Annotated in this window: 23 protein-coding genes; 17 read left to right on the top strand and 6 right to left on the bottom strand. The window is 50.9% G+C overall.

What is annotated here, in order from left to right; genetic code table 11:
- The first annotated feature begins 86 nt into the window (after window positions 1-86).
- Window positions 87-1,595 carry a YdgA family protein gene (locus tag OGY68_RS17405; RefSeq protein ID WP_071446516.1) on the top strand — a complete coding sequence of 503 codons (1,509 nt, stop codon included), beginning with the start codon at window positions 87-89 and terminating at the stop codon, window positions 1,593-1,595.
- Between the two features lie 47 nt (window positions 1,596-1,642).
- Here OGY68_RS17405 and OGY68_RS17400 read toward each other — a convergent pair whose 3' ends face one another.
- Window positions 1,643-2,671 (bottom strand): Mal regulon transcriptional regulator MalI, encoded by a 1,029-nt coding sequence (locus OGY68_RS17400; protein ID WP_048226587.1) that lies wholly within the window; start codon window positions 2,669-2,671, stop codon window positions 1,643-1,645.
- Window positions 2,672-2,840: 169 nt separating this feature from the next.
- Here OGY68_RS17400 and malX point away from each other — a divergent pair, with 169 nt between their 5' ends.
- From malX to OGY68_RS17385, 3 genes are all read left to right on the top strand, one after another.
- Window positions 2,841-4,433 carry a maltose/glucose-specific PTS transporter subunit IIBC gene (malX, locus tag OGY68_RS17395; RefSeq protein WP_048226592.1) on the top strand — a complete coding sequence of 531 codons (1,593 nt, stop codon included), beginning with the start codon at window positions 2,841-2,843 and terminating at the stop codon, window positions 4,431-4,433.
- A gap of 10 nt (window positions 4,434-4,443) precedes the next feature.
- Window positions 4,444-5,616, top strand: a complete 1,173-nt coding sequence (locus tag OGY68_RS17390) for a MalY/PatB family protein (RefSeq protein ID WP_057068928.1) — start codon at window positions 4,444-4,446, stop codon at window positions 5,614-5,616.
- 198 nt (window positions 5,617-5,814) lie between these two features.
- Window positions 5,815-7,164: a sensor domain-containing diguanylate cyclase gene (locus OGY68_RS17385; RefSeq protein WP_071941349.1), complete on the top strand. Its 1,350-nt coding sequence runs from the start codon at window positions 5,815-5,817 to the stop codon at window positions 7,162-7,164.
- Window positions 7,165-7,208: 44 nt separating this feature from the next.
- Here the strand turns inward: OGY68_RS17385 and OGY68_RS17380 are convergent, their stop codons facing one another.
- Window positions 7,209-7,625, bottom strand: a complete 417-nt coding sequence (locus OGY68_RS17380; protein WP_048235434.1) for a hypothetical protein — start codon at window positions 7,623-7,625, stop codon at window positions 7,209-7,211.
- Window positions 7,626-8,067: 442 nt separating this feature from the next.
- Between OGY68_RS17380 and add the strand changes: the two genes are divergently transcribed.
- Entirely contained in the window at window positions 8,068-9,069 is a 1,002-nt protein-coding gene (gene add, locus OGY68_RS17375) for an adenosine deaminase (RefSeq protein ID WP_057067257.1), read from the top strand.
- 104 nt (window positions 9,070-9,173) lie between these two features.
- Here the strand turns inward: add and OGY68_RS17370 are convergent, their stop codons facing one another.
- Entirely contained in the window at window positions 9,174-10,214 is a 1,041-nt protein-coding gene (locus OGY68_RS17370) for an oxidoreductase (protein WP_057067252.1), read from the bottom strand.
- 241 nt (window positions 10,215-10,455) lie between these two features.
- Between OGY68_RS17370 and blr the strand changes: the two genes are divergently transcribed.
- The 12 genes from blr (at window position 10,456) to gstA (ending at window position 20,807) form a co-directional block, all read left to right on the top strand.
- Complete coding sequence (gene blr, locus OGY68_RS17365; protein ID WP_003029134.1) at window positions 10,456-10,581, top strand: division septum protein Blr; 126 nt, start codon at window positions 10,456-10,458, stop codon at window positions 10,579-10,581.
- A 291-nt stretch (window positions 10,582-10,872) separates the two neighbouring features.
- Window positions 10,873-11,088, top strand: coding sequence for a transcription modulator YdgT (gene ydgT / locus OGY68_RS17360; RefSeq protein ID WP_008784684.1), 216 nt, complete (start codon window positions 10,873-10,875; stop codon window positions 11,086-11,088).
- A 91-nt stretch (window positions 11,089-11,179) separates the two neighbouring features.
- Complete coding sequence (locus tag OGY68_RS17355) at window positions 11,180-11,620, top strand: DUF2569 domain-containing protein (protein WP_003832803.1); 441 nt, start codon at window positions 11,180-11,182, stop codon at window positions 11,618-11,620.
- 75 nt (window positions 11,621-11,695) lie between these two features.
- Entirely contained in the window at window positions 11,696-12,277 is a 582-nt protein-coding gene (gene rsxA, locus OGY68_RS17350) for an electron transport complex subunit RsxA (protein ID WP_003029144.1), read from the top strand.
- The gene (gene rsxB, locus OGY68_RS17345) at window positions 12,277-12,855 is read left to right on the top strand and encodes an electron transport complex subunit RsxB (RefSeq protein WP_032943340.1); all 579 of its coding nucleotides are present in this window, start codon (window positions 12,277-12,279) and stop codon (window positions 12,853-12,855) included. The genes rsxA and rsxB overlap by 1 nt, the downstream gene beginning before the upstream one ends.
- Window positions 12,848-14,965, top strand: a complete 2,118-nt coding sequence (gene rsxC / locus OGY68_RS17340; protein ID WP_057095115.1) for an electron transport complex subunit RsxC — start codon at window positions 12,848-12,850, stop codon at window positions 14,963-14,965. The genes rsxB and rsxC overlap by 8 nt, the downstream gene beginning before the upstream one ends.
- A complete protein-coding gene (gene rsxD, locus OGY68_RS17335; RefSeq protein ID WP_057067248.1) occupies window positions 14,966-16,018 on the top strand; it encodes an electron transport complex subunit RsxD in 1,053 nt (350 codons plus the stop codon).
- A gap of 9 nt (window positions 16,019-16,027) precedes the next feature.
- The gene (rsxG, locus tag OGY68_RS17330; protein WP_032943336.1) at window positions 16,028-16,648 is read left to right on the top strand and encodes an electron transport complex subunit RsxG; all 621 of its coding nucleotides are present in this window, start codon (window positions 16,028-16,030) and stop codon (window positions 16,646-16,648) included.
- 2 nt (window positions 16,649-16,650) lie between these two features.
- On the top strand, window positions 16,651-17,343 hold the full coding sequence (locus OGY68_RS17325; protein ID WP_032943332.1) for an electron transport complex subunit E: 693 nt from the start codon (window positions 16,651-16,653) through the stop codon (window positions 17,341-17,343).
- Window positions 17,343-17,978 (top strand): endonuclease III, encoded by a 636-nt coding sequence (gene nth, locus OGY68_RS17320; protein ID WP_003029161.1) that lies wholly within the window; start codon window positions 17,343-17,345, stop codon window positions 17,976-17,978. The genes OGY68_RS17325 and nth overlap by 1 nt, the downstream gene beginning before the upstream one ends.
- A 613-nt stretch (window positions 17,979-18,591) precedes the next feature.
- The gene (gene dtpA / locus OGY68_RS17315) at window positions 18,592-20,097 is read left to right on the top strand and encodes a dipeptide/tripeptide permease DtpA (RefSeq protein ID WP_020996425.1); all 1,506 of its coding nucleotides are present in this window, start codon (window positions 18,592-18,594) and stop codon (window positions 20,095-20,097) included.
- Window positions 20,098-20,201: 104 nt separating this feature from the next.
- On the top strand, window positions 20,202-20,807 hold the full coding sequence (gene gstA / locus OGY68_RS17310) for a glutathione transferase GstA (protein ID WP_003832787.1): 606 nt from the start codon (window positions 20,202-20,204) through the stop codon (window positions 20,805-20,807).
- Window positions 20,808-20,890: 83 nt separating this feature from the next.
- Here gstA and pdxY read toward each other — a convergent pair whose 3' ends face one another.
- From pdxY to pdxH, 3 genes are all read right to left on the bottom strand, one after another.
- Window positions 20,891-21,751, bottom strand: a complete 861-nt coding sequence (gene pdxY / locus OGY68_RS17305; RefSeq protein WP_057067246.1) for a pyridoxal kinase PdxY — start codon at window positions 21,749-21,751, stop codon at window positions 20,891-20,893.
- A 64-nt stretch (window positions 21,752-21,815) separates the two neighbouring features.
- A complete protein-coding gene (gene tyrS / locus OGY68_RS17300; RefSeq protein WP_020996426.1) occupies window positions 21,816-23,090 on the bottom strand; it encodes a tyrosine--tRNA ligase in 1,275 nt (424 codons plus the stop codon).
- A 126-nt stretch (window positions 23,091-23,216) separates the two neighbouring features.
- The gene (gene pdxH / locus OGY68_RS17295; protein ID WP_003029169.1) at window positions 23,217-23,873 is read right to left on the bottom strand and encodes a pyridoxamine 5'-phosphate oxidase; all 657 of its coding nucleotides are present in this window, start codon (window positions 23,871-23,873) and stop codon (window positions 23,217-23,219) included.
- Window positions 23,874-23,881 lie beyond the last annotated feature (8 nt).

Here is a 23,881-nt window from a genome sequence, read left to right as displayed (position 1 = left end):
CAACTCTTGCTAAGCTGTAGTGAGTTAAAGACATGTCACTCCTCCAGGCGTCTTCAAACGCCTGGTTTTATTTTATGGATATCGAAATGAAAAAATCGCTGGTAGCTGCGGGTGTGGTGGTTGCGCTGGGTATCGTCTGGACGGGCGGCGCCTGGTACACAGGTAAGAAACTTGAAACGCATCTCGCCGAGATGGTGACACAGGCAAACGATCAGTTAAAACGTTTCTCCCCTGAGGCGGGCATTGAACTGAGTTATCAAAACTACCAGCGCGGGGTGTTCAATAGCCAACTGCAATTGGTGGTGAAACCAATCGCCGGGCAGGCAGATTCCTGGCTAAAACCGGGGCAAAGTATTGTCCTGAATGAAACCGTCGATCACGGTCCATTCCCGCTGGCGCAACTGAAATCACTGAATATGGTCCCGGCTATGGCCTCCGTGAAAACGACGCTGGTCAATAACGACGTTACCAAACCGCTGTTTGATATTGCCAAAGGTGAGTCGCCATTTGTCATTAACTCCCGTATCAGCTACAGCGGCGATACCCGTTCCGATCTCTCCCTCAAACCACTGAACTATGAGAAAGGCGACGAAAAAGTAGCCTTCAGTGGCGGGGAATTCCAGTTTACAGCAGACAAAGAAGGTAATGCTGTCTCGCTGACAGGCAATGCGCAAAGCGGCGTGGTCAATGCGGTCAACGAGTATGACCAGAAAGTACAAATGACTTTCAATAACCTGAAAACTGAGGGTTCCAGCAGTATTGCCAGCTTTGGTGAGCGCATCGGCGACCAAAAATTGTCACTCGATAAACTGTCGATTTCCGTCGAAGGTAAAGAGTTGGCGGTACTGGAAGGCATGGGTATTGATGGCAAATCCGATCTGATCAACGAGGGTAAAACTGTCAACAGCCAGCTGGATTACACGCTGAACAGCCTGAAATTGCAGGGTCAGGATATGGGTAGCGGTAAATTGACGCTGAAAGTTGGCCAGATTGACGGTGAAGCATTACACCAGTTCAGTCAGCAGTATAGCGCCCAAACCAAGGCGCTGATGGCGCAGATTGATGTGGTACAAAATCCTGAGCTTTATCAGCAAAAAGTCACTGAAGCCTTCTTCAATGCGCTGCCGATTCTGATGAAAGGCGAGCCGGTTATCACCATTGCCCCGCTGAGCTGGAAAAATGCAAAAGGTGAAACTGCATTTAATCTGTCACTGCTGCTAAAAGATCCGACAGCAAATACTGAAGAACCGCAAACGCTGGCTCAGGAAGTGGATCGTTCGGTCAAATCACTGGATGCTAAGCTGACGATTCCGGTTGATATGGCGACTGAGTTCATGACGCAGATTGCCAAAATTGAAGGCTATCAGCAGGAACAAGCGGCCGATCTGGCGAAGCAACAGGTGAATGGCCTGGCGGCAATGGGTCAGATGTTCCGGATTACAACGATGCAGGACAACGTCATCGGCTCCAGCCTACAATACGCAAACGGCCAGGTTACGTTAAACGGACAAAAAATGCCGCTGGATGAATTTGTTGGCATGTTCGGTATGCCTTCTCTCGGTGAGCCGGATGCCCCGGCTATTCCGCAACAGTAAATACGCGTGACAACAGGCCCGATAACCGAGTGTTTATCGGGCCTTTTTTATTTTGCCACCACCAGACGGGCGGAAAGCGTTAAGTTACGCGAATGACCATCATCGTGCCCAATGCGCTGTAGCATGCGCTCAGCAAGGGTATATCCCATTTCACGCGCGGGCGTACAGGCCCAAATAATGGGGATATCGTCCAGTGCATTTTCCGCTACATCGGCAAATCCAGCTAACGAGATCTGCTGTTCGAAGTAGCGATCTACGCCAATTTCACCACTCTGACGCCCTGCTCTCATCAGGCCAAACCAGGCGCCAACGGCTATGGTTTCGTTGTAGCACACCACTGCGCTGATCGTTGGGTTACGACGTAACAGCGCGGTCACCTCCTCTGCCGCCTGCTTTTGGCTGGATGAGCACTCCAGCACCCAGTCGCTATGAAACGGTAAACCATACTTTAGCAACGTCGTACAATAGCCGCCGACACGCTCTGCGCGGGTCAATGAAGAACTCTGCCCCCCCAACCACGCGATGCGCTGATGCCCATGGCGTATCAGATGTTCAACCAGCAATTGCGCTGCCTGCATGTTGTCAGGCCTGACGGTGTCAACGTCATCCAGATAGCTGGCCCGAGACGCAAACACTACCGGAATCCCCTTATCGGCGGCCAGTTGTTGAAGGTCGTCGCTACTGCCGGCTGCCCCGGCGATCACCACACCATCAACCCCTTGATTAAGCAGCATAGCGAAACGCTGCGCCAGCTGTTCGCCATCTCTGCCACCATGTAATAAAAAAACCATGCGCCCCTGCGCTTCTAATGCTTCCGTCAGACCCGCTGTCAACTCGGCGTAAAACGGGGTGGAAAGGTCGCGCACGATCAAACCAATTACTCCGCTCTGGCCGCCACGCAGCGCTGATGCCTGGCGATTACGCACAAACCCCAGTTGCTCAATAGCGGCATTCACCCGTTCGCCGGTCGCGGATGAAATACGGCCTTTTCCACTGAGCACCAATGAGACGGTACTAACCGAAACGCCCGCGGCCAGCGCAACATCATGGATGGTTATTTTTTTGGCTATAGCCATAAAAACGGAAAACTCCCTGATAACGTGACGGATAAAACGTTTTATCAATCACTTATATTTATACGCCCTATTATCGTTCGATAATGTGATTTATACCGCACTAAAATTAGGTAAAACGTTTTATCTTCTCGCCATCATTAGTCAGCTAGCTTTTACGAGGAGTCGTTTGATGACGACGAGAACCACACCAAAAATTACGTTATGGGAATTTTTCCAGCAGTTGGGCAAAACCTTTATGCTGCCCGTGGCTCTGCTCTCATTCTGCGGGATCATGTTAGGGATCGGCAGCTCGTTAAGTAGTCATGATGTCTTAACGCTGATTCCGGCATTGGGTAATCCGGTACTGCAGGCTATTTTTACCTGGATGAGCAAAGTAGGCTCATTTGCGTTTAGCTTCTTACCGGTGATGTTCTGTATTGCCATACCTCTCGGCCTGGCCCGCGAGAACAAAGGCGTAGCGGCATTTGCCGGTTTTGTTGGTTATGCGGTGATGAACCTTGCCGTCAACTTCTGGTTAACCGCGAAAGGTATCTTGCCTACCACCGATGCCGCGATCCTGAAGGCCAACAACGTGCAGAATATCCTGGGGATCCAGTCGATCGACACCGGGATCCTCGGCGCTGTTATTGCCGGGATCATCGTCTGGATGCTGCATGAACGTTTCCACAACATTCGCCTGCCGGATGCACTGGCGTTCTTCGGCGGTACCCGCTTTGTACCAATTATCTCTTCGGTGGTGATGGGACTGGTCGGCCTGGTCATTCCCCTGGTTTGGCCGGTTTTCGCCATGGGCATTAACGGGCTCGGCCACATCATCAACAGCGCGGGCGAATTTGGTCCAATGCTGTTTGGTACCGGTGAACGTCTGCTGCTGCCGTTTGGTCTGCATCATATTCTGGTGGCGCTCATTCGCTTCACCGAAGCTGGCGGCACGCAGGAAGTCTGCGGTCACAGCGTGAGCGGCGCACTGACTATTTTCCAGGCTCAACTGAGCTGCCCGACAACACAAGGTTTCTCTGAAAGCGCAACCCGCTTCCTGTCGCAGGGTAAAATGCCGGCGTTCCTCGGTGGTTTGCCGGGGGCAGCGCTCGCTATGTACCACTGTGCTCGCCCTGAAAATCGTCATAAAATTAAAGGGCTGTTAATTTCTGGTCTCATTGCCTGCGTGATCGGCGGTACAACCGAACCACTCGAGTTCTTATTCCTGTTCGTTGCCCCTGTTTTGTATGTAATCCACGCCCTGCTGACCGGTCTTGGTTTCACCGTGATGGCTGTGTTAGGCGTCACCATCGGTAACACGGACGGTAACCTGATTGACTTTGTGGTATTCGGCATTCTGCACGGACTCTCTACCAAGTGGTATCTGGTCCCTGTCGTGGCTGCAATCTGGTTCGCTGTGTACTACGTGATCTTCCGTTTCGCCATCACACGCTTCAATCTCAAGACCCCGGGTCGGGACGTCGAAATTGCCAGCAATATCGAAAAAGTCATGGCGGGAGCACCGGGTAAATCCGGTTACAACGTCCCTGCCATTCTGGCGGCGCTGGGCGGTGCGGAAAACATTGTCAGCCTTGATAACTGCATTACCCGTCTGCGCTTGTCAGTGAAGGATATGTCGCTTGTGAACGTACAGGCACTGAAGGACAATCGCGCCATTGGCGTAGTGCAACTCAATCAGCATAATCTTCAGGTTGTTATTGGTCCGCAGGTCCAGTCAGTGAAAGACGAGATCGCAGTTCTGATGAACACCGTACAGGCTTAAGGACAACAATATGTTTGATTTTTCAAAGGTTGTGGACAGGCATGGTACCTGGTGTACTCAGTGGGATTACGTTGCCGACCGTTTTGGTTCAGCCGACCTTCTGCCGTTCACCATCTCCGATATGGATTTTGCCACCGCCCCCTGCATTCTGGAGGCGCTGACTCAGCGCCTGTCACATGGCGTGTTGGGTTACAGTCGCTGGAAAAATGATGAATTTCTGGCGGCGATTAGCCACTGGTTTCTATCGCGTCATAATACCCAAATCGATCCTCAGTCGCTGGTTTATGGCCCCTCGGTCATCTATATGGTATCGGAGCTGATCCGCCAGTGGTCTTCTGCGGGTGATGCGGTGGTTATTCATACGCCGGCTTACGACGCGTTTTACAAATCGATTGAAGGTAATCAGCGCCAGGTATGCGCTATCGGACTTGAAAAACGCGCTGACGGCTGGTTTTGCGACATGGTTGCACTAGAGAAAGCCCTGTCCCGGCCTGAAAGCAAAATTCTCCTGCTTTGCAGCCCGCACAACCCAACCGGTAAGGTGTGGACGCGCGATGAACTGGAAACCATGGCGGAACTGTGTCAGCGCCACGGTGTAAAAGTCATCTCTGATGAGATCCATATGGATATGGTATGGGCAGACCAGCCGCACATCCCGTGGAGTAACGTCGCGCGCGACAGTTGGGCGCTGTTCACCTCCGGTTCAAAGAGCTTCAATATTCCGGCATTAACCGGGGCTTACGGGATTATTGAGGATGAGCAGAGTCGCAACGATTACCTCAGTGCGTTAAAGGGTCGGGATGGTCTTTCCTCACCTGCAGTGCTCGCGCTTAGCGCACATATCGCAGCCTACCAACAGGGCGCTAGCTGGCTTGATGCGCTGCGGGATTATCTTGCCAGTAACCTGCATTACATCGCGCACGAGCTGAATGACGCATTCCCCGAACTGAACTGGCAGGTTCCGCAATCCACCTATCTGGCATGGATTGACTTGCGTCCACTCAACCTTGATGACCACGCACTGCAGGAAGCACTCATCCATCAGCAGAAAGTCGCCATCATGCCCGGATACACATACGGAGAAGAAGGACGCGGTTTTGTGCGCCTCAATGCCGGATGTCCACGTTCCAAACTTGAAAAAGGCGTTAAGGGGTTGATTAACGCCATCCGCACAATACGTTAAATAGTCTTGCGCAATGAAGAACTCATTGCGCAACTCCTTATATAAAAAAACAAATCTGTTTTTTATCGTTTTTTTTAATACCAATTCCTCCCTGACTTTTCCTGCCAGTCAAAATCAACAGCAATAAAAATCAAAAAGACAAAATACAAAGCTGAGAAGATAGCCAAAATATAGCGCTGTTTTATATACATAAAAATCATGAATACAACACAAATAAACATTCACAAAAAGAATTTAACTTTATTTTTACTCCTGTCCCTAACGACATCCATTTTTCTTTGGTATATCCCTTTTAGTAATCAGCGTTATAGCCTCTCTTTTTATCCGGTTATTGCAACCTTTGCTGGTGTATTGCACATTCAGACTGGGTGCTTTATGACGATGAATTACATGAGTTATCGGCGCAAAAAATATCTTTTACCCCTGGCCTGCGCGTTTTATTTCTCGGGGGTTTTCTTATTTCTTGCGCTCTATATTTATTTTTATAAAAACGGCCTTCCTGGTGTCATCTACAATGACATTGCTGTTTTATACTTTATGAGGAACATGTTAATTACGGGGTTGTTTTTTGCAACATACTATTTATATACGTTTAAAAATAAAAAAGAAAAACATGGTAAAACAGTTATTTACGCCACTTATTTATGGTGCATGTTGCATCTGGTAATGGCTATCCTCTACTCCATCCGTATTACGCCAATATCGTTTCAGTTGGTCGACACAGAAACGTTTGAATGGCTTAGACCCTGGCGTGGGAGTTTTATTTATGTCCTCATTATCTTGTGGACCTGTATCGTTTTATTAGGGGCAAAATTAACCCGGCTAAAAACACAGTTTTGGGTAAGTATGTCACTGGTTGCCCTGAGCAATCTGTTAAGTGTCATCATTATGCTGAAGTACACGCATATAGACTCCGCTGGATGGTATCTCGCCAGAGGCCTGGAGTGCCTTAGCGCAATGGCCGTGATGATCGTGCTCATGTCTGATATTTTCAAGCGCTACAAAGCCTCACGTCAGGCCTATGAATTATCCTATGAAAATTCAGTCCGCGACCCGATGACCCGACTTTTCAACCGTGGCTATTTTTATAACGCACTCAGCAATGAGATTAAAATGACAGCGACCCATAAACCCCTGAGCATTGTCTTTTGCGACATTGATTTCTTTAAGTCGGTCAATGACACCTGGGGACATTTGCAGGGTGACAGAGTGATAATTAAACTGTCAGAAATTATGCAGCGACTGAGTCGGCGTAACGACATCGTGGCGCGTATTGGCGGAGAAGAGTTTGCTATTTTGCTACCTGAAACTAACGCTGATGCAGCATTTAACATCGCAGAGCGAATCAGAAAACACGTAGAACAACAAACTCAGGCCACGACTAAAGGTGATTTTCCACGCATCATCACCATCAGCCTGGGTATCGTAACCTCGGTTGACAACCGTTCAGCCCCCGAACAACTAGCTGATTGCGCAGACCGCGCCCTGTATATGGCAAAAAACCGAGGCCGTAATTGCGTTGTGGCTTATTCTGGCGAAGAGGTTTAATAGCAAAGGAAAAGATCACCACCTGGGCGATCTTTTCCTCATGATCAGTTGGTAATTTTCATGTGCAGCTGGAATGCGTTGGTTTTCCCCTCATCCTTCGCCGCGCCTTTTTGATATATTCTGATGGTATATTTACCGCTGGCAGGCAGCGTATTTTTATAAGTATCACCACTCATCATGCCATCAAAAATGAATTGTTCGCCCGGTGCAATAATACTCATGAAAGGATGAGGCCAGGCGCTTTTCAGAACTGCTTGCATGGTCTGCCCTTTTTTGGCGACAAACGTATAATCTTTTGTTTTATCACCCGTAATTGTCCCCTTGATATCTGCGCCACTGGTGCCTTTCTTAAACTGGATTACATGCGTTTCATCCGCTTTATACGCCGCATGCGCAGGCACAGTTGCCAGCAGCAAACTTCCACAGAACATTGTACTGACAATTAGCTTTACACTTTTCACTTTATTAATACCCTCAGTCGTTATTGTGTTTTTATAACATACCTTGCAGCACATTCATAAACTGGAAAGTGTCCATTTTTCGCTATTAGCAATGTTATTCAATAAATATCCGAATGAAATAACACTGACAGACAGTAATTAAATAAAAACGAGGTAAATAATCTTAAATTAAAATCATTTTATTACACACATGCTGCAGGAAATGCGTTATTGCTTACTTTACGCCCGTCTTACCACCGCAAGGCAAAAGCATCGTGATACGGTCTCAAGGATCAGGGAGTCGGAACACCACTCTGTTAGTACGCTAACAGCATGGTCAACAATTTGGCGATGCTTGCTTCCCCATAACCCCGAACTCTGCACTGCTTTTTTTAAAGTTTTTAGAGGAACATTTTTCTGTTGTATAATGGCCTGCACTTTACCTAAATACACGAGTGCGACCATGATTGATACTTCCCTCCCCCTGACCGACGTCCATCGCCACCTTGATGGTAACATCCGTGCACAAACGATCCTGGATCTGGGCCGTCAGTTCAACTTAACGCTTCCGGCACAAACGTTGGAAACGCTGATCCCTCATGTGCAAGTCACATCAACTGAGCCAGATTTAGTGAGTTTTTTATCCAAGCTCGACTGGGGCGTGAAGGTACTGGCCTCGCTGGATGCGTGTCGTCGCGTGGCATTTGAAAATATTGAGGACGCAGCACGTAACGGCCTGCACTATGTTGAACTGCGTTTTTCCCCAAGCTACATGGCGATGGCGCATCAGCTCCCGGTTGCAGGTGTGGTTGAAGCCGTCATCGCAGGCGTACGCGAGGGCTGCAAGACCTTTGGCGTCGAAGCTCGCTTAATTGGCATTATGAGCCGTACTTTCGGCGAAGCCGCCTGTCTGCAGGAACTGGATGCGCTGTTAGCCCACCGAAACCATATTACGGCACTGGATCTGGCCGGTGACGAACTGGGGTTCCCGGGCAGCCTGTTCCTGTCTCACTTCAACCAGGCACGCGATGCCGGCTGGCATATCACCGTACATGCGGGCGAAGCCGCGGGACCAGAAAGCATCTGGCAGGCCATTAAAGAGCTAGGCGCTGAGCGTATTGGTCACGGCGTTAAAGCCGTTGAAGATCGTGCGTTGATGGATTACCTCGCCGAGCACCGTATCGGCATCGAATCCTGCCTGACATCAAACATTCAGACCAGCACCGTTGCCTCACTAGCGAACCATCCGCTGAAAACGTTCCTTGAGCATGGCGTTATCGCCAGTTTGAATACGGACGACCCGGCTGTTCAGGGTGTGGATATTATTCACGAGTACACCATTGCCGCACCAGCTGCAGGCCTAACGCGCGAACAAATCCGTCAGGCCCAAATCAACGGTCTGGAAATGGCATTCCTGAGTAACGAGGAAAAACGAGCCTTGCGCGAGAAAGTCGCCGCAGCGTAACAGGTAAAGTGCCGGATAGCGCTAACGCTTATCCGGCCTACGTTGGTTTTCATTGTAGGCCGGATACGATGCCAGGAAGGTATCGCCTTGCGCCATTTACCTAATCAGGCAAGGCACAGCGTCGAACGATGTTTCGCAGATTCTATACCCAGCTCAATCAGCTCCATAATTTGGATAGCCTGTCTCGCCGGTACCGGGTTTTCACCGTTGCCGTTTAGCGCATCCCGAATGCCAGCATAGTACGCCGGATAGTTGCCCGGTACGGTCAGCCAGGTTTCTTCAACCTGCTCTTCGCCTTCGACTCGCGTCAATACGCCATCGCGCATATCATAACCCCAGTCTTCCTGTGGCAGTCGCTCGCCATTTTTCAGGCACTCTTCCTGCGGGTCAAGACCATACTTCACATAGCTGCCACGCGATCCGTGCACAATATAACGGGCCGATTCTGCAGCAGCAAGCATGGTGCCATGCAGGATCACACGACGCTGCGGATACGTCAGGATGGCATGGAAGTAATCCGTCGCCTGCGCGCCCGGACGCAACTGGGCCAGGTCTACCGTCAGGCTGACGGGCAAACCAAACAGATTAATCGCCTGATCCAAAAGATGCGGTGCTAAATCGTACCAGATACCGCTTCCCGGACCGCCCTGTTCACGCCAACGGTCACGAACCTGTGGGCGGAAACGATCGAAATGGGATTCGAAATACGCTACCTCACCTAAAACACCATCCGCCAGCAGAGCTTTCAGCGTCAGAAAATCACTGTCCCAGCGACGGTTATGGAATACAGACAACACACGCCCCAGGCTACGTGCCAGCGCATCCAACTCACGCGCTTGTGACAGTGTCACGGTAAAGGGCTTATCAACAACCACATGTTTGCCCGCTTCCAACGCTGCTTTCGCTAACGGAAAGTGCGTGTCGTTTGGCGTGGGGATCACAATCAGGTCGATATTTGGATCGTTAAAAAGATGCTTAGGCTCAGCAACAACCGCCACCGTCGGCCAGTCTGCTTTCACTTTTGCTTCATCACTACTGGACACTGCAGCCAGTTCCAGCCCCGGCGTGCCCACAATCAGTGGGGCATGGAAGGTTTTGCTGGCATAACCGTAGCCAATTAGCCCAACGCGGATGTTGTCACTCATGTTATTGCCTCTCAATTCAGGACTGACCTATTTCACACCATACCTTGCAACGTCTCAATAGTTTAATAACCTTTGCGCTACAAAGGTTGTTTTTTAACTTAAGTCAAACATATGCCACTTATGCTTAACTTGCAGCGAAAAAGAGGTAGAAATCGTTCCCAATCATCTTGCTGTATTAATGAGAGATTAGTAACATTTGCAGCCTGTGTTTATGGATAAATCAAAGCAAATGTCATCAGTAATGAATCGTCTTATTGAATTAACAGGTTGGATTGTTCTCGCCGTCTCCGTGATCCTGCTGGGTGTTGCCAATCATATTGACAATTACCAGCCACCAGAGCCCGTTGCGGCAGTGCAGAAGAAATAAGCATCCGCAGCCTTTTATTGCCCGGCAATTAACATTGGTAGTTGCAGGGTCTGCCGGTAAAAGATCGCTTTCTGTCAAAAAAAGCGAATTATGCCGCGTCCCGCTCCGCTGCATATTGCCAGCGATCGCTAAGCGCGTTACCCTTGCTCAAGACGCGCATAGCGCCTGATTTTTCACAGGTATGAACACTCTTCTTACATTTGCACGTAAATGCGCTTTTACCTGTGCTCGTTGTTTATTTTTATATTTTCTACTCCGTTGGTATTATTTTATTAATATGGATCTGCATTTATGACCGTTCAGGATTACTTATTAAAATTCCGCAAAATCAGTTCGCTCGAAAGTCTGGAAAAACTGTTCGACCATCTTAACTACACGCTCACCGATGATAACGACATTATCAATATGTACCGTGCCGCAGACCATCGCCGTGCGGAGCTTATCTCCGGAGGTCGTCTGTTTGATGTTGGTCAGGTACCTAAATCAGTCTGGCATTACGTGCAATAAAGAAGAAAGTAGCGCTCAACGTTAAAAGCTTTATAATAATTGCCCCAAAATGAATGGCATGATTGATTGCGCGCGTAAACCTGGAGAAGAGATGACTACGACACCGGCACAACGTATCGGAGGCTGGCTACTTGGGCCACTGGCCTGGCTGTTAGTCGCGTTGTTGAGCGCTTCGCTGGCGTTATTACTTTATGTCACTGCGCTGGCTACACCGCAAACCTTCAAAACGCTGGGTGAGCAAAGTACGGCCAATTTGCTGTTATGGGGTGTCTCCTTTGTTACCGCGATCGCCATGTGGTATTACACACTGTGGCTGACGATTGCGTTTTTCAAACGCAGAGCCTGTGTACCTAAGCATTATATTCTGTGGCTGCTGATCTCCGTGTTGCTGGCGATTAAAGCGTTTGCGTTTTCACCCGTCCCAGACGCTTTTGCCGTGCGCCAACTGCTGTTCCCATTACTGGCTGCAGCACTGTTGGTGCCCTACTTCAAACGATCGCAGCGCGTTAAATCGACGTTTGTGAACCCGTAATAACCCTACAGTTAACCTGTTGTCGCCTGTTGAAGATTGTCAGATAATAGGCGGCTTTTTATTTCAGGCCGAAAAATGACTGATTACCTGCTGCTGTTTGTCGGAACTGTACTGGTCAATAACTTTGTACTGGTGAAGTTTCTGGGCCTTTGCCCGTTTATGGGCGTTTCCAAAAAACTGGAAACCGCAATGGGTATGGGCCTTGCCACGACGTTTGTCATGACACTGGCATCCATCTGCGCTTGGCTGATTGATACCTGGATCCTAATTCCGCTCAATCTCATCTATCTGCGCACGCTGGCTTTTATTCTGGTTATCGCCGTCGTCGTGCAGTTTACCGAAATGGTTGTGCGCAAAACCAGCCCTGCGCTGTACCGCCTGCTGGGGATCTTTTTACCGCTGATCACCACTAACTGCGCAGTGTTAGGTGTGGCGCTACTGAACATCAACCTCGGCCATAACTTTTTACAGTCGGCGCTATACGGTTTTTCCGCCGCCGTCGGCTTCTCGCTGGTGATGGTACTGTTCGCCGCGATCCGCGAACGCCTCGCCGTGGCGGACGTCCCAGCGCCGTTTCGCGGCAATGCGATTGCGCTGATTACCGCTGGTTTAATGTCATTGGCCTTTATGGGCTTTAGTGGTTTGGTGAAGTTGTAATGAATGCTATCTGGATTGCCGTTGCCGCAGTGAGTCTACTGGGTCTGGCGTTCGGCGCTATTTTGGGGTACGCCTCACGACGTTTTGCCGTTGAAGATGATCCGGTCGTGGAGAAAATTGATGAAATTCTCCCGCAAAGCCAGTGTGGCCAGTGCGGCTATCCGGGCTGTCATCCTTATGCTGAAGCGATCGGGTCTCAGGGTGAAAAAATTAACCGTTGCGCCCCCGGCGGCGAAGCGGTGATGTTAAAAATTGCCGCCCTGCTGAATGTCGATCCGCAGCCTATTGATGGCGATGAACAAGACGTTACGCCGGTGCGAATGCTGGCGGTCATTGATGAAAATAACTGTATTGGGTGCACTAAGTGTATTCAGGCCTGCCCGGTCGATGCCATCGTGGGCGCGACCCGCGCCATGCACACGGTAATGAGCGATCTCTGCACCGGGTGCAACCTGTGCGTTGACCCGTGCCCGACGCAATGTATTGAATTACGCCCGGTAGCCGAGACACCCGATAGCTGGAAATGGGATTTAAACACCATCCCTGTGCGCATCATTCCCGTGGAACAACATGTTTAAGTTATTCTCTGCATTCAGAAAAAATAAAATCTGGGACTTTGATGGCGGCATTCATCCACCAGAAATGAAAACCCAGTCAAACGGAACGCCGTTGCGACAGGTTCCGCTGGCGCCGCGTTTCGTTATTCCGCTGAAACAACATATTGGTGCGGAGGGTGAACTGTGCGTAAACGTGGGTGACACCGTGCTGCGTGGTCAGCCCTTAACCCGCGGACGTGGCAGAATGCTTCCAGTCCATGCGCCAACATCAGGCACCGTTGTTGCCATTGCCCCGCACTCCACCGCGCATCCTTCGGCACTGGCTGAGTTGAGCGTCATCATAGACGCCGATGGCGAAGATCGCTGGATTGAGCGAGACGGCTGGACCGATTATCGCTCCCACAGCCGGGAAGAGCTGATTGCGCGTATTCATCAGTACGGCGTTGCCGGGCTGGGTGGCGCAGGTTTTCCCACCGGCGTTAAACTACAGGGCGGCGGAGATAAAATTGAAACGCTGATCATTAACGCCGCCGAATGCGAGCCGTACATTACGGCAGATGACCGCCTGATGCAGGACTGTGCCGCTCAGGTCGTCGAAGGTATCCGCATCCTGGCGCACATTCTTCAGCCACGCGAGATCCTCCTGGGTATCGAAGATAACAAACCGCAGGCAATATCTATGCTGCGCGCGGTGCTGGCTGATTCACACGACATTAGCCTACGCGTGATCCCCACCAAGTACCCATCCGGCGGGGCCAAGCAGTTAACACAAATCCTGACCGGCAAGCAGGTTCCCCACGGCGGACGCTCCTATGATATCGGCGTATTGATGCAAAACGTCGGAACCGCCTATGCAATTAAACGTGCAGTAATCGACGGAGAGCCGATCACCGAACGTGTCGTGACGCTAACCGGTGAAGCAGTCAGTCGTCCGGGCAACGTTTGGGCGCGTTTAGGTACGCCTGTTCGTCATCTGCTCAACGACGCGGGTTTCTGCCCTTCCGCCGACCAGATGGTGATTATGGGCGGGCCGCTTATGGGCTTTACGCTGCCGTGGCTGGATGTCCCGGTGGTGAAGATAACCAACTGTCTTCTGGCCCCCTCTGCCAGTGAAATGGGTGAAACGCCAGAAGAGAAAGGCTGCATTCGCTGTAGCGCATGCGCCGATGCCTGTCCGGCCGATCTCCTGCCACAACAGCTTTACTGGTTCAGTAAAGGGCAACAGCACGACAAAGCGACGGCCCACAATATCGCCGACTGTATTGAATGCGGTGCCTGCGCCTGGGTATGCCCAAGCAATATTCCACTGGTACAGTATTTCCGTCAGGAAAAAGCCGAGATTTACGCCATTAGTCAGGAAGAAAAGCGCGCCGCAGAAGCAAAAGCTCGGTTTGAAGCCCGACAGGCGCGCCTTGAACGTGAAAAAGCAGCACGTCTTGAACGCCATAAGAGCGCCGCTGCTCAGCCGGCGGCCAAAGATCATGATGCCATTGCCGCCGCACTGGCTCGCGTAAAAGAAAAGCAGGCTCAGGCGCTGCAACCGGTGGTCATTCAGGCAGGTGAAAAACCTGACAATAGCGCCGTGATTGCCGCACGCGAGGCGCGTAAGGCGCAAGCTCGTACTTCCCGTAAGGAAAATCCGCCGCAAAGTGAAGGCAGCAGCACGGGTACAGACCCGCGTAAAGCTGCCGTGGAAGCGGCAATTGCCCGCGCCAAAGCCCGCAAGCTTGAGCAAGAAGCGGTAACGGAAACGGCCGAACCGGTTGATCCGCGTAAAGCTGCCGTGGAAGCGGCAATCGCCCGCGCCAAGGCCCGCAAGCTTGAGCAAGAAGCGGTAACGGAAACGGCCGAACCAGTTGATCCGCGCAAAGCTGCCGTGGAAGCGGCAATCGCCCGCGCCAAAGCCCGCAAGCTCGAGCAGCAGGCGGTAACAGAAACAACCGAACCGGTTGATCCGCGTAAAGCTGCCGTGGAAGCGGCAATCGCCCGCGCCAAAGCCCGCAAGCTAGAGCAGCAGGCGGTAGCCGAAACAGCCGAGCCGGTTGATCCACGTAAAGCCGCCGTCGCGGCCGCCATCGCACGCGCTCAGGCAAAGAAAGCCGCACAGCAGCAGGTTGTAAACGAGGAATAAATGGTATTCAGAATAGCAAGCTCCCCTTATACCCATAACCAGCGCCAGACATCGCGTATCATGATGCTGGTGTTACTTGCTGCATTGCCGGGGATCGCCGCTCAGCTGTGGTTCTTCGGCTGGGGCACGTTGTTCCAGATCGTTCTCGCTGCCATCAGCGCTATTGCTGCCGAAGCGGGTGTGCTTAAACTGCGTAAACAACCCATTGTGGCAATTTTAAAAGACAACTCTGCGTTACTCACTGGGTTGCTTTTGGCCGTCAGTATTCCGCCCCTCGCCCCCTGGTGGATGGTGGTATTAGGCACGGTATTTGCGGTTATCATTGCGAAACAGCTGTATGGCGGGCTCGGGCAGAACCCGTTTAACCCTGCCATGATTGGCTATGTCGTGCTGCTCATCTCATTTCCGGTACAGATGACCAGTTGGCTGCCGCCGCATGAAATTTCGGCCACGGTGCCTGGTTTCTTTGACGCCCTTAACGTTATCTTTAGCGGGCATACCGCCAGCGGCGGGGATATGAATTCGCTGCGTATGGGTATCGATGGTATCAGTCAGGCAACGCCTCTTGATACCTTTAAGACATCCCTGCATGCCGGACGTACCGTTGAGCAGGTGATGCAATACCCGATCTACAGCGGCATGCTGGCAGGCGCTGGCTGGCAGTGGGTGAACCTTGCGTGGCTTGTTGGTGGTATTGTGCTGTTATGGCAAAAAGCGATTCGCTGGCATATCCCGGTTAGCTTCCTGCTGTCGCTCGCTGTTTGCGCCACTTTAGGTTGGATTTTTTCGCCAGACTCACTGGCATCGCCTCAGTTGCACTTGCTTTCCGGCGCGACGATGTTAGGTGCGTTCTTTATTCTTACCGATCCCGTTACGGCATCAACAACCAACCGTGGTCGTCTTATTTTTGGCGCACTTGCGGGCCTGTTAGTGTGGTTGATACGTAGTTTTGGTGGTTATCCTGATGGCGTGGCTTTTGCCGTGTTGCTGGCAAATATCACGGTTCCCCTGATTGATTATTACACCCGCCCTCGCGTGTACGGACATCGCTAAGGACTAGATATGCTGAAAACGATTCGTAAACACGGTATTACACTGGCGCTGTTTGCTGCGGGCTCAACGGGGTTAACCGCAGCAATCAATCAATTAACCAAGTCAACCATTGATGAACAGGCCGCGATACAGCAAAAAACGCTGTTCGATCAGGTTCTGCCTGGCGATCGCTACAATAATAACTTGTCTGAAAGTTGTTATCTGGTCAATGCGCCAGCGTTAGGCAAAGGTACGCACCGTGTATATATTGCCCGTCAGGACGATCGTCCTGTTGCTGCGATTCTTGAAGCTACGGCGCCAGATGGTTATTCCGGGGCGATTCAACTGCTGGTGGGTGTCGATTTCACGGGTACCGTGTTGGGTACGCGGGTTACCGAACACCATGAAACGCCTGGGCTGGGCGATAAAATCGAACTGCGACTTTCCGACTGGATCACCCATTTTAGCGGTAAAACAATTTCTGCGGATAACACCTCTCACTGGGCAGTGAAAAAAGATGGCGGCGACTTTGACCAGTTTACTGGCGCAACCATTACACCACGTGCGGTGGTTAACGCGGTTAAACGTGCCGGCCTGTATGCGCAGACGCTGCCTGCGCAACTCCCTCAACTTAGCGCCTGTGGAGAATAACCATGAGCGAAATTAAAGACGTGATTGTCCAGGGGTTATGGAAAAATAACTCCGCGCTTGTGCAACTACTCGGGATGTGTCCGCTGTTGGCCGTCACTTCTACCGCAACTAACGCGCTGGGTCTTGGACTTGCGACTACGCTCGTCCTGACGCTGACCAACCTGACGATTTCAGCCCTTCGCCGCTGGACACCGCCAGAAATTCGTATTCCGATTTATGTCATGATTATCGCCTCCGTGGTGAGTGCGGTACAGATGTTGATCAATGCCTACGCCTTCGGCCTGTATCAGTCTCTGGGCATCTTCATCCCGCTGATTGTAACCAACTGCATTGTTGTTGGCCGTGCAGAAGCCTTCGCCGCCAAAAAGGGCCCTGCGTTATCCGCACTTGATGGTTTCTCCATCGGCATGGGCGCAACAGGTGCCATGTTTGTTCTGGGCTCGCTGCGTGAAATAATTGGTAACGGTACACTGTTTGATGGTGCAGACGGTTTGTTGGGTAGCTGGGCCAAAGTCTTGCGCATTGAGATCTTCCATACTGATACGCCGTTTCTGCTGGCCATGCTGCCACCGGGCGCGTTTATTGGCCTGGGTCTGATGCTGGCAGTGAAGTATCTGATTGATGAGAAAATGAAGAAACGTCGTGCCGAGGCGGCTGTCGTGGACAGTCCCGCGGGTGAAACAGGGAATGCGTAATGAACAAAGCAAAACGTCTGGAAATACTGACGCGTCTGCGGGATAACAACCCGCATCCGACAACCGAGCTCAATTTTACATCGCCGTTTGAACTGTTGATTTCGGTCTTGCTCTCCGCACAAGCGACCGATGTCAGCGTCAATAAAGCGACAGCTAAGCTATACCCCGTCGCCAATACGCCGGCTGCGATGCTGGAGCTCGGTGTTGAAGGTGTTAAGTCCTACATCAAGACAATCGGTTTGTTTAACAGCAAAGCAGAAAACGTAATTAAAACCTGCCGCATTCTGCTGGAACAACATAATGGTGAAGTGCCAGAAGACCGTGCGGCGTTAGAAGCTCTCCCCGGCGTTGGGCGAAAGACGGCTAATGTGGTGTTAAATACCGCCTTTGGCTGGCCCACTATCGCTGTAGATACCCACATTTTTCGCGTCTGTAATCGCACGCAATTCGCCCCGGGTAAAAACGTCGAGCAGGTTGAAGAGAAGCTGCTGAAAGTCGTACCCAGTGAATTTAAAGTCGATTGCCATCACTGGTTAATTCTTCATGGTCGCTACACCTGCATCGCCAGAAAGCCGCGCTGTGGTTCCTGTATTATTGAAGATCTCTGCGAATTCAAAGAGAAAGTCGATATCTAATGCTGCCGGGGCATCCTCCTAGCCCCTTACATACATAACGATTAGTTATGCACTCCCCTGCGTTTATTTTCCCGACAATGATGCCATTCAATTGCTCATATCTAATGCAATATTCTTGTTAATTAACACCTGAGCAGGTTAATCGTTTTTTTAGCAAAAGAAATTTCTATCTATACGTGATCCAGATCATCCAGCTAACACAATGTTAATAAATTTTTATTTTTTAGTTAAGGTGACAATTAGATGACCTAACTGCACAGTTTCTAAACAAAACATTACACTGCCTATTTTTCAGATAATGGCCTATATCACTGGATTCAACCTTAAATAGCAGAACATATCGCCACATTGCGGTTATGGCGGTGATTAAACAGTGTAAAAATCTGCCATTTTAGAAATGAAGAAATTTAACGCTAGATAACATTTCACAGCCCCGACGATTTCACCAGTCATGATATATGTAACAGATTATTACAAACCACTTGTCTGAATGGTCAAGATAGTGAACATTACTTGCCGTTTCCCCTCCCACTATAACAATCGGACGGATGAACTTGACTCATCACGTACCTGAACACCCCCGTTGATATGGGATGTAAAAAAAGAGGTAAAAGTGTCTACTGCAAACAATAAACCAACAGAAAGCGTAAGTTTAAACGCCTTCAAACAACCAAAAGCGTTCTATCTCATTTTCTCTATTGAGCTGTGGGAACGTTTTGGTTATTACGGCCTGCAAGGGATTATGGCCGTCTACCTGGTTAAACAGCTGGGTATGTCAGAAGCGGATTCCATCACCCTTTTCTCGTCCTTTAGCGCCCTGGTGTACGGTCTGGTTGCCATTGGCGGCTGGTTAGGTGACAAAGTTCTGGGAACAAAACGTGTCATTATGCTGGGTGCCGTTGTGCTGGCCATCGGTTATGCGTTGGTAGCATGGTCCGGTCACGATGCGGGTATCGTTTATATGGGCATGGCGGCCATCGCGGTCGGTAACGGCCTGTTTAAAGCAAACCCATCCTCCCTGCTCTCTACCTGCTATGCCAAAGATGACCCGCGTCTTGATGGTGCATTTACCATGTACTACATGTCCGTCAACATCGGTTCATTCTTCTCTATGCTGGCAACACCGTGGTTGGCTGCGCGCTACGGCTGGAGCACCGCGTTCGCTCTGAGCGTCGTGGGTATGCTGATTACCGTTGTTAACTTCGCATTCTGTCAGCGCTGGGTTAAACAGTACGGTTCTAAACCTGACTTTGAACCGATCAACTTCCGTAACCTGCTGCTGACCATTGCTGGCGTTGTGGTACTGATCGCGATTGCAACCTGGTTGCTGCACAACCAGCAGATCGCACGTATGGTTCTGGGTGTCATTGCGCTGGGTATCGTGTTCATCTTCGGTAAAGAAGCCTTCACCATGCACGGTGCTGCGCGTCGCAAAATGATCGTCGCCTTCATCCTGATGCTGGAAGCGATTATCTTCTTCGTGCTGTACAGCCAGATGCCGACCTCACTGAACTTCTTTGCGATTCGCAACGTTGAGCACTCTATTCTTGGCATTGCTTTCGAACCTGAACAGTACCAGGCACTGAACCCGTTCTGGATCATCATTGGTAGCCCAATCCTCGCTGCTATCTATAACAAGATGGGCGATACCCTGCCAATGCCGACCAAGTTTGCGATTGGTATGGTGCTGTGTTCCGGTGCATTCCTGATCCTGCCGCTGGGCGCGAAATTCGCTACCGATGCAGGCATCGTTTCCGTTAACTGGCTGATTATCTGCTACGGTCTGCAAAGTATCGGTGAGCTGATGATCTCCGGTCTGGGTCTGGCAATGGTGGCACAGTTGGTTCCGCAACGCCTGATGGGCTTCATCATGGGTAGCTGGTTCCTGACCACTGCCGGTGCAAACATCATCGGTGGCTACGTCGCTAACATGATGGCTGTACCAGAGAACGTGACTGACCCGCTGATGTCCCTTGAAGTCTACGGTCGTGTGTTCCTGCAGATTGGTGTCGCAACGGCTGTTATCGCTGTTCTGATGCTGCTGACGGCTCCGAAACTGAACCGTATGACTCAGGACGATGACGTCAATGAGAAAGCCTCTAAGGCCGCGACAGCGTAATTCTCAGGGAAACTCATTTTCAGGCCGCTAACTGTTGTTAGCGGCTTTTTTTTTGCCTGAGGTAGCACTACCATACGATATACCTCAGCCAAAAGGAGTTACCGATGAAACTGTTCTACAAACCGGGCGCTTGTTCTCTCGCTTCCCACATCACACTTCGTGAGAGCGGTAAAGATTTCACGCTGGATGGTGTTGATCTGATGAAGAAACGTCTGGAAAATGGCGATGATTTTTTCGCGGTAAACCCAAAAGGGCAAGTTCCTGCACTGCTGCTGGATGACGGTACGCTACTTACCGAAGGTGTCGCCATCATGCAATACCTGGCGGACAGCGTGCCAGACCGCCAGCTCCTTGCCCCTACCAGCAGCCTCTCCCGTTACAAAACCATCGAATGGCTTAACTACATTGCGACTGAACTGCATAAAGGCTTTACGCCACTGTTCCGTCCCGATACGCCGGAAGACTTTAAGCCAACCGTTCGTGCGCTGCTGGAGAAAAAAATGCAGTATGTGAACGACTCGCTGAAAGATAACCAATGGATCTGCGGCCCGCGCTTCAGCATCGCCGATGCCTATCTGTTTACCGTACTGCGTTGGGCCTATGCGGTTAAGCTGAATATGGCAGGATTAAGTAATATTGATGCCTATATGGCGCGAATGGCTGAACGCCCGGCGGTTGCCGCTGCGCTGAAAGCAGAAGGGTTAAATTAATTGTTGTTGCCGGGTGGCACTTGCACATACCCGGCCTACAGCTAAAAATATGCCCGATAAGCGTGAGCGCCATCGGGCATCGATTACAGCTGCGTTGCGCTAAAGTAGTGTTCAGGCTTGGCGATACGGTCCTGCGCGGCCACGACCTGCAGCTCATACTCGTGCATATTTTTAGTCGCAATCATCACTTCGTACACCGCCGCAGTCACATGCTCAAGCGCCTGCTGTAAAGATGCGCCCTGCAGTAGTTTCACCAGCAACAAGCCACTCGTCACATCACCCACACCAACCGGTTGACGTGTGCCAAAATCGACTAACGGACGACTGATATGCCACGCCTGTTCAGCGGTGACCAGCAGCATCTCGAAACGGTCGGTGCTGATACCTGCGCGTGCCAGATGCTTCACCAGTACAATTTCAGGTCCCTGAGCGATCAGTTCACGCGCTGCTGCAACGGCCTCATCGACGTTGTTCACCGCATGCTCGCACAGAATTTCGAGCTCAACCAGATTCGGGGCAATAATGTCACTGGCCGGGAGCGCATGGCGTACATGAAATTCCGCCACTCCGGGTGCGACAATACACCCCTTTTCAGGGTGTCCCATCACAGGATCGCAAAAGTATTTTGCCTGCGGGTTTGCCGCTTTTACCTTGCGAACAATACCCAGAATATGCTCGCCCTGTTCTGCTGAACCAAGATAGCCGCTTAGTACTGCGTCACAGGTCTGGAGTTTATCAATATCAGCAATGCCCTGAACAATTTCAGTCAGGTGGCTCGGCGGCATAACGCAACCGGTCCATTTACCATACTGCGTGTGGTTTGAAAACTGAACGGTATTCAGCGGCCAGACATTTGCGCCAAGACGACGCATCGGAAATTCTGCTGCACTGTTGCCCGCATAACCAAAAACAACGTGGGACTGGATGGCGAGGATATTCTTCATTTTACTTACCACAACCCTGAAAAAATAAAGGGGCGTAGTTTCCCACGCCCCTGCTAACTCAATCTTACTTCCAGCAAATCAGACAATAGTTCTTCTTGCCACGGCGCAGTAAGGTATAGCGCCCGAACAGGATATCACTATCCTGGAAGAAATATTCCGGATCGGACTGCTTCTCACCGTTGATGGTTACCGCGTTTGACGCAATGGTCTTACGTGCCTGACCGCGAGAAGGTTGCAGCTCGGAGTCCACCAGCGCCTGCATCAAATCGGCACCTTTGTCCATCTCGATCATCGGCACGCCATCCTGCGCCAGCTGTTCGAAATCTGCTTCACTCAAATCGCTGAGATTGCCGTTGAACAAGCTTTCGGTAATGCGTTTTGCCGCGACCAGACCTTCTTCACCGTGAACCAGACGCGTAACCTGTTCGGCCAGAACATACTGGGCACGCGGCGCTTTACCGCTGTTTTTATCTTCTTCTTCCAGCGCATTGATTTCTTCAATGTCCATGAAAGTGAAGAATTTCAGGAAGCGATAAACGTCCGCATCGGCGGTGTTGATCCAGAACTGGTAGAATTTGTACGGACTGGTTTTCTTCGGATCCAGCCACACTGCGCCGCCTTCCGTCTTACCGAATTTGGTGCCATCAGCTTTAGTGATCAGCGGAACGGTCAGACCAAACACCTGATTCTGGTGCAAACGACGGGTTAAATCGATACCCGAAGTAATGTTACCCCACTGGTCAGAACCACCAATCTGCAGTGCCACGCCGTGCAGTTTGTTCAGGCAGGCAAAGTCATAACCCTGCAGCAGGTTGTAAGAAAACTCGGTAAAGGAGATCCCCTGATCGTCACGGTTCAGACGCTGCTTAACCGCTTCTTTGTTGATCATCTGGTTAACGGAGAAGTGTTTGCCGATATCACGCAGGAAAGTCAGTACGTTCATACCGCCAAACCAGTCGTAGTTGTTCGCAGCAATCGCCGAGTTGTCGCCACAGTCGAAATCGAGGAACGGTGCAACCTGTTTGCGGATTTTATCCACCCACTCCTGCACGGTGTCTTCGGTATTCAGTTTACGCTCGGCGGCTTTAAAGCTCGGGTCACCAATCAGACCGGTTGCGCCACCTACCAGTGCAACAGGCTTATGGCCTGCCTGCTGGAAGCGTTTCAGGCATAACAATGGAACCAGATGCCCCAAATGCAAGCTGTCAGCGGTAGGATCGAAGCCGCAATAGAGCGCGATCGGGCCTTGCGCCAGTCGCTCTGCTAACGCTTCCTCGTCCGTCACCTGGGCCACCAGCCCCCGCTCTTGCAATTGTTTAATCAAGTTACTGCTTGCCATCAAAATCTCCATGTATAAAACGACTGCACCTTTGCCGGTACACGACTTTTCGCCTGATGCGAAAGAAACATAGAATAAAGCGCCGGATTGATCAGCACCAGCGCTTAAAACAAGAAATTTGCATCTTTAGGGGGCCAGACGATCAATTTTCCACGCGTTATCTTCGCGTTGGTATAAAAAACGATCGTGCAGACGGTTTTCACCGCCCTGCCAGAACTCCATTTGTTCAATACTCACGCGAAAGCCGCCCCAGAAACTGGGCAGAGGAACTTCCCCTTGCTGAAACTTCTGCTTCAGTTCGAGGAATTTGCTTTCGAGAATACCGCGCGCGGAGATTCGACTGGATTGTTTTGAGACCCAGGCGCCAATCTGACTGTCGCGTGGGCGACTGTGGAAGTATTTCACCACTTCGAGTGTGGAAAGACGCTCTGCCTTGCCGATCACCATCACCTGCCGTTCCAGCGTATGCCAGGGAAATAAAAGGCTGATGCGTGGATTTTTCTCGATCTGATGCGCCTTACGGCTACCAAGGTTGGTATAGAACACCAGCCCTTTGTCATCATAATGTTTGAGTAACACGATGCGCTGATACGGCTGACCATTTTCATCGACGGTCGCAACGACCATTGCGGTGGGATCGGCCAGTTTGGCATCACAGGCTTGCCCCAGCCAGCGCTCAAACAGCGCAAGGGGTTCGGCGGGAAGATCGCGGCGGCGAAGACCGCCTTTCGTGTATTCACGGCGCAGATGCGCGATTTGCTGCAATTCGTCGTTATCAGACATGATGTTGG

It is taken from the genome of Citrobacter sp. Cpo065, assembly GCF_030332805.1.
GTDB classification, from domain to species: Bacteria; Pseudomonadota; Gammaproteobacteria; order Enterobacterales; family Enterobacteriaceae; genus Citrobacter; species Citrobacter portucalensis.
Note: the sequence above shows the minus strand (reverse complement) of the source record. Positions and strands in the feature narration are given on the sequence as shown.

Coding starts and splice junctions, on each gene's coding strand:
- OGY68_RS17405 (WP_071446516.1), top strand. CDS start 87: ATGAAAAAATCGCTGGTAGCTGCGGGTGTGGTGGTTGCGCTGGGTATC.
- OGY68_RS17400 (WP_048226587.1), bottom strand. CDS start 2,671: ATGGCTATAGCCAAAAAAATAACCATCCATGATGTTGCGCTGGCCGCG.
- malX (WP_048226592.1), top strand. CDS start 2,841: ATGACGACGAGAACCACACCAAAAATTACGTTATGGGAATTTTTCCAG.
- OGY68_RS17390 (WP_057068928.1), top strand. CDS start 4,444: ATGTTTGATTTTTCAAAGGTTGTGGACAGGCATGGTACCTGGTGTACT.
- OGY68_RS17385 (WP_071941349.1), top strand. CDS start 5,815: ATGAATACAACACAAATAAACATTCACAAAAAGAATTTAACTTTATTT.
- add (WP_057067257.1), top strand. CDS start 8,068: ATGATTGATACTTCCCTCCCCCTGACCGACGTCCATCGCCACCTTGAT.
- OGY68_RS17370 (WP_057067252.1), bottom strand. CDS start 10,214: ATGAGTGACAACATCCGCGTTGGGCTAATTGGCTACGGTTATGCCAGC.
- blr (WP_003029134.1), top strand. CDS start 10,456: ATGAATCGTCTTATTGAATTAACAGGTTGGATTGTTCTCGCCGTCTCC.
- ydgT (WP_008784684.1), top strand. CDS start 10,873: ATGACCGTTCAGGATTACTTATTAAAATTCCGCAAAATCAGTTCGCTC.
- OGY68_RS17355 (WP_003832803.1), top strand. CDS start 11,180: ATGACTACGACACCGGCACAACGTATCGGAGGCTGGCTACTTGGGCCA.
- rsxA (WP_003029144.1), top strand. CDS start 11,696: ATGACTGATTACCTGCTGCTGTTTGTCGGAACTGTACTGGTCAATAAC.
- rsxB (WP_032943340.1), top strand. CDS start 12,277: ATGAATGCTATCTGGATTGCCGTTGCCGCAGTGAGTCTACTGGGTCTG.
- rsxC (WP_057095115.1), top strand. CDS start 12,848: ATGTTTAAGTTATTCTCTGCATTCAGAAAAAATAAAATCTGGGACTTT.
- rsxD (WP_057067248.1), top strand. CDS start 14,966: ATGGTATTCAGAATAGCAAGCTCCCCTTATACCCATAACCAGCGCCAG.
- rsxG (WP_032943336.1), top strand. CDS start 16,028: ATGCTGAAAACGATTCGTAAACACGGTATTACACTGGCGCTGTTTGCT.
- OGY68_RS17325 (WP_032943332.1), top strand. CDS start 16,651: ATGAGCGAAATTAAAGACGTGATTGTCCAGGGGTTATGGAAAAATAAC.
- nth (WP_003029161.1), top strand. CDS start 17,343: ATGAACAAAGCAAAACGTCTGGAAATACTGACGCGTCTGCGGGATAAC.
- gstA (WP_003832787.1), top strand. CDS start 20,202: ATGAAACTGTTCTACAAACCGGGCGCTTGTTCTCTCGCTTCCCACATC.
- pdxY (WP_057067246.1), bottom strand. CDS start 21,751: ATGAAGAATATCCTCGCCATCCAGTCCCACGTTGTTTTTGGTTATGCG.
- tyrS (WP_020996426.1), bottom strand. CDS start 23,090: ATGGCAAGCAGTAACTTGATTAAACAATTGCAAGAGCGGGGGCTGGTG.
- pdxH (WP_003029169.1), bottom strand. CDS start 23,873: ATGTCTGATAACGACGAATTGCAGCAAATCGCGCATCTGCGCCGTGAA.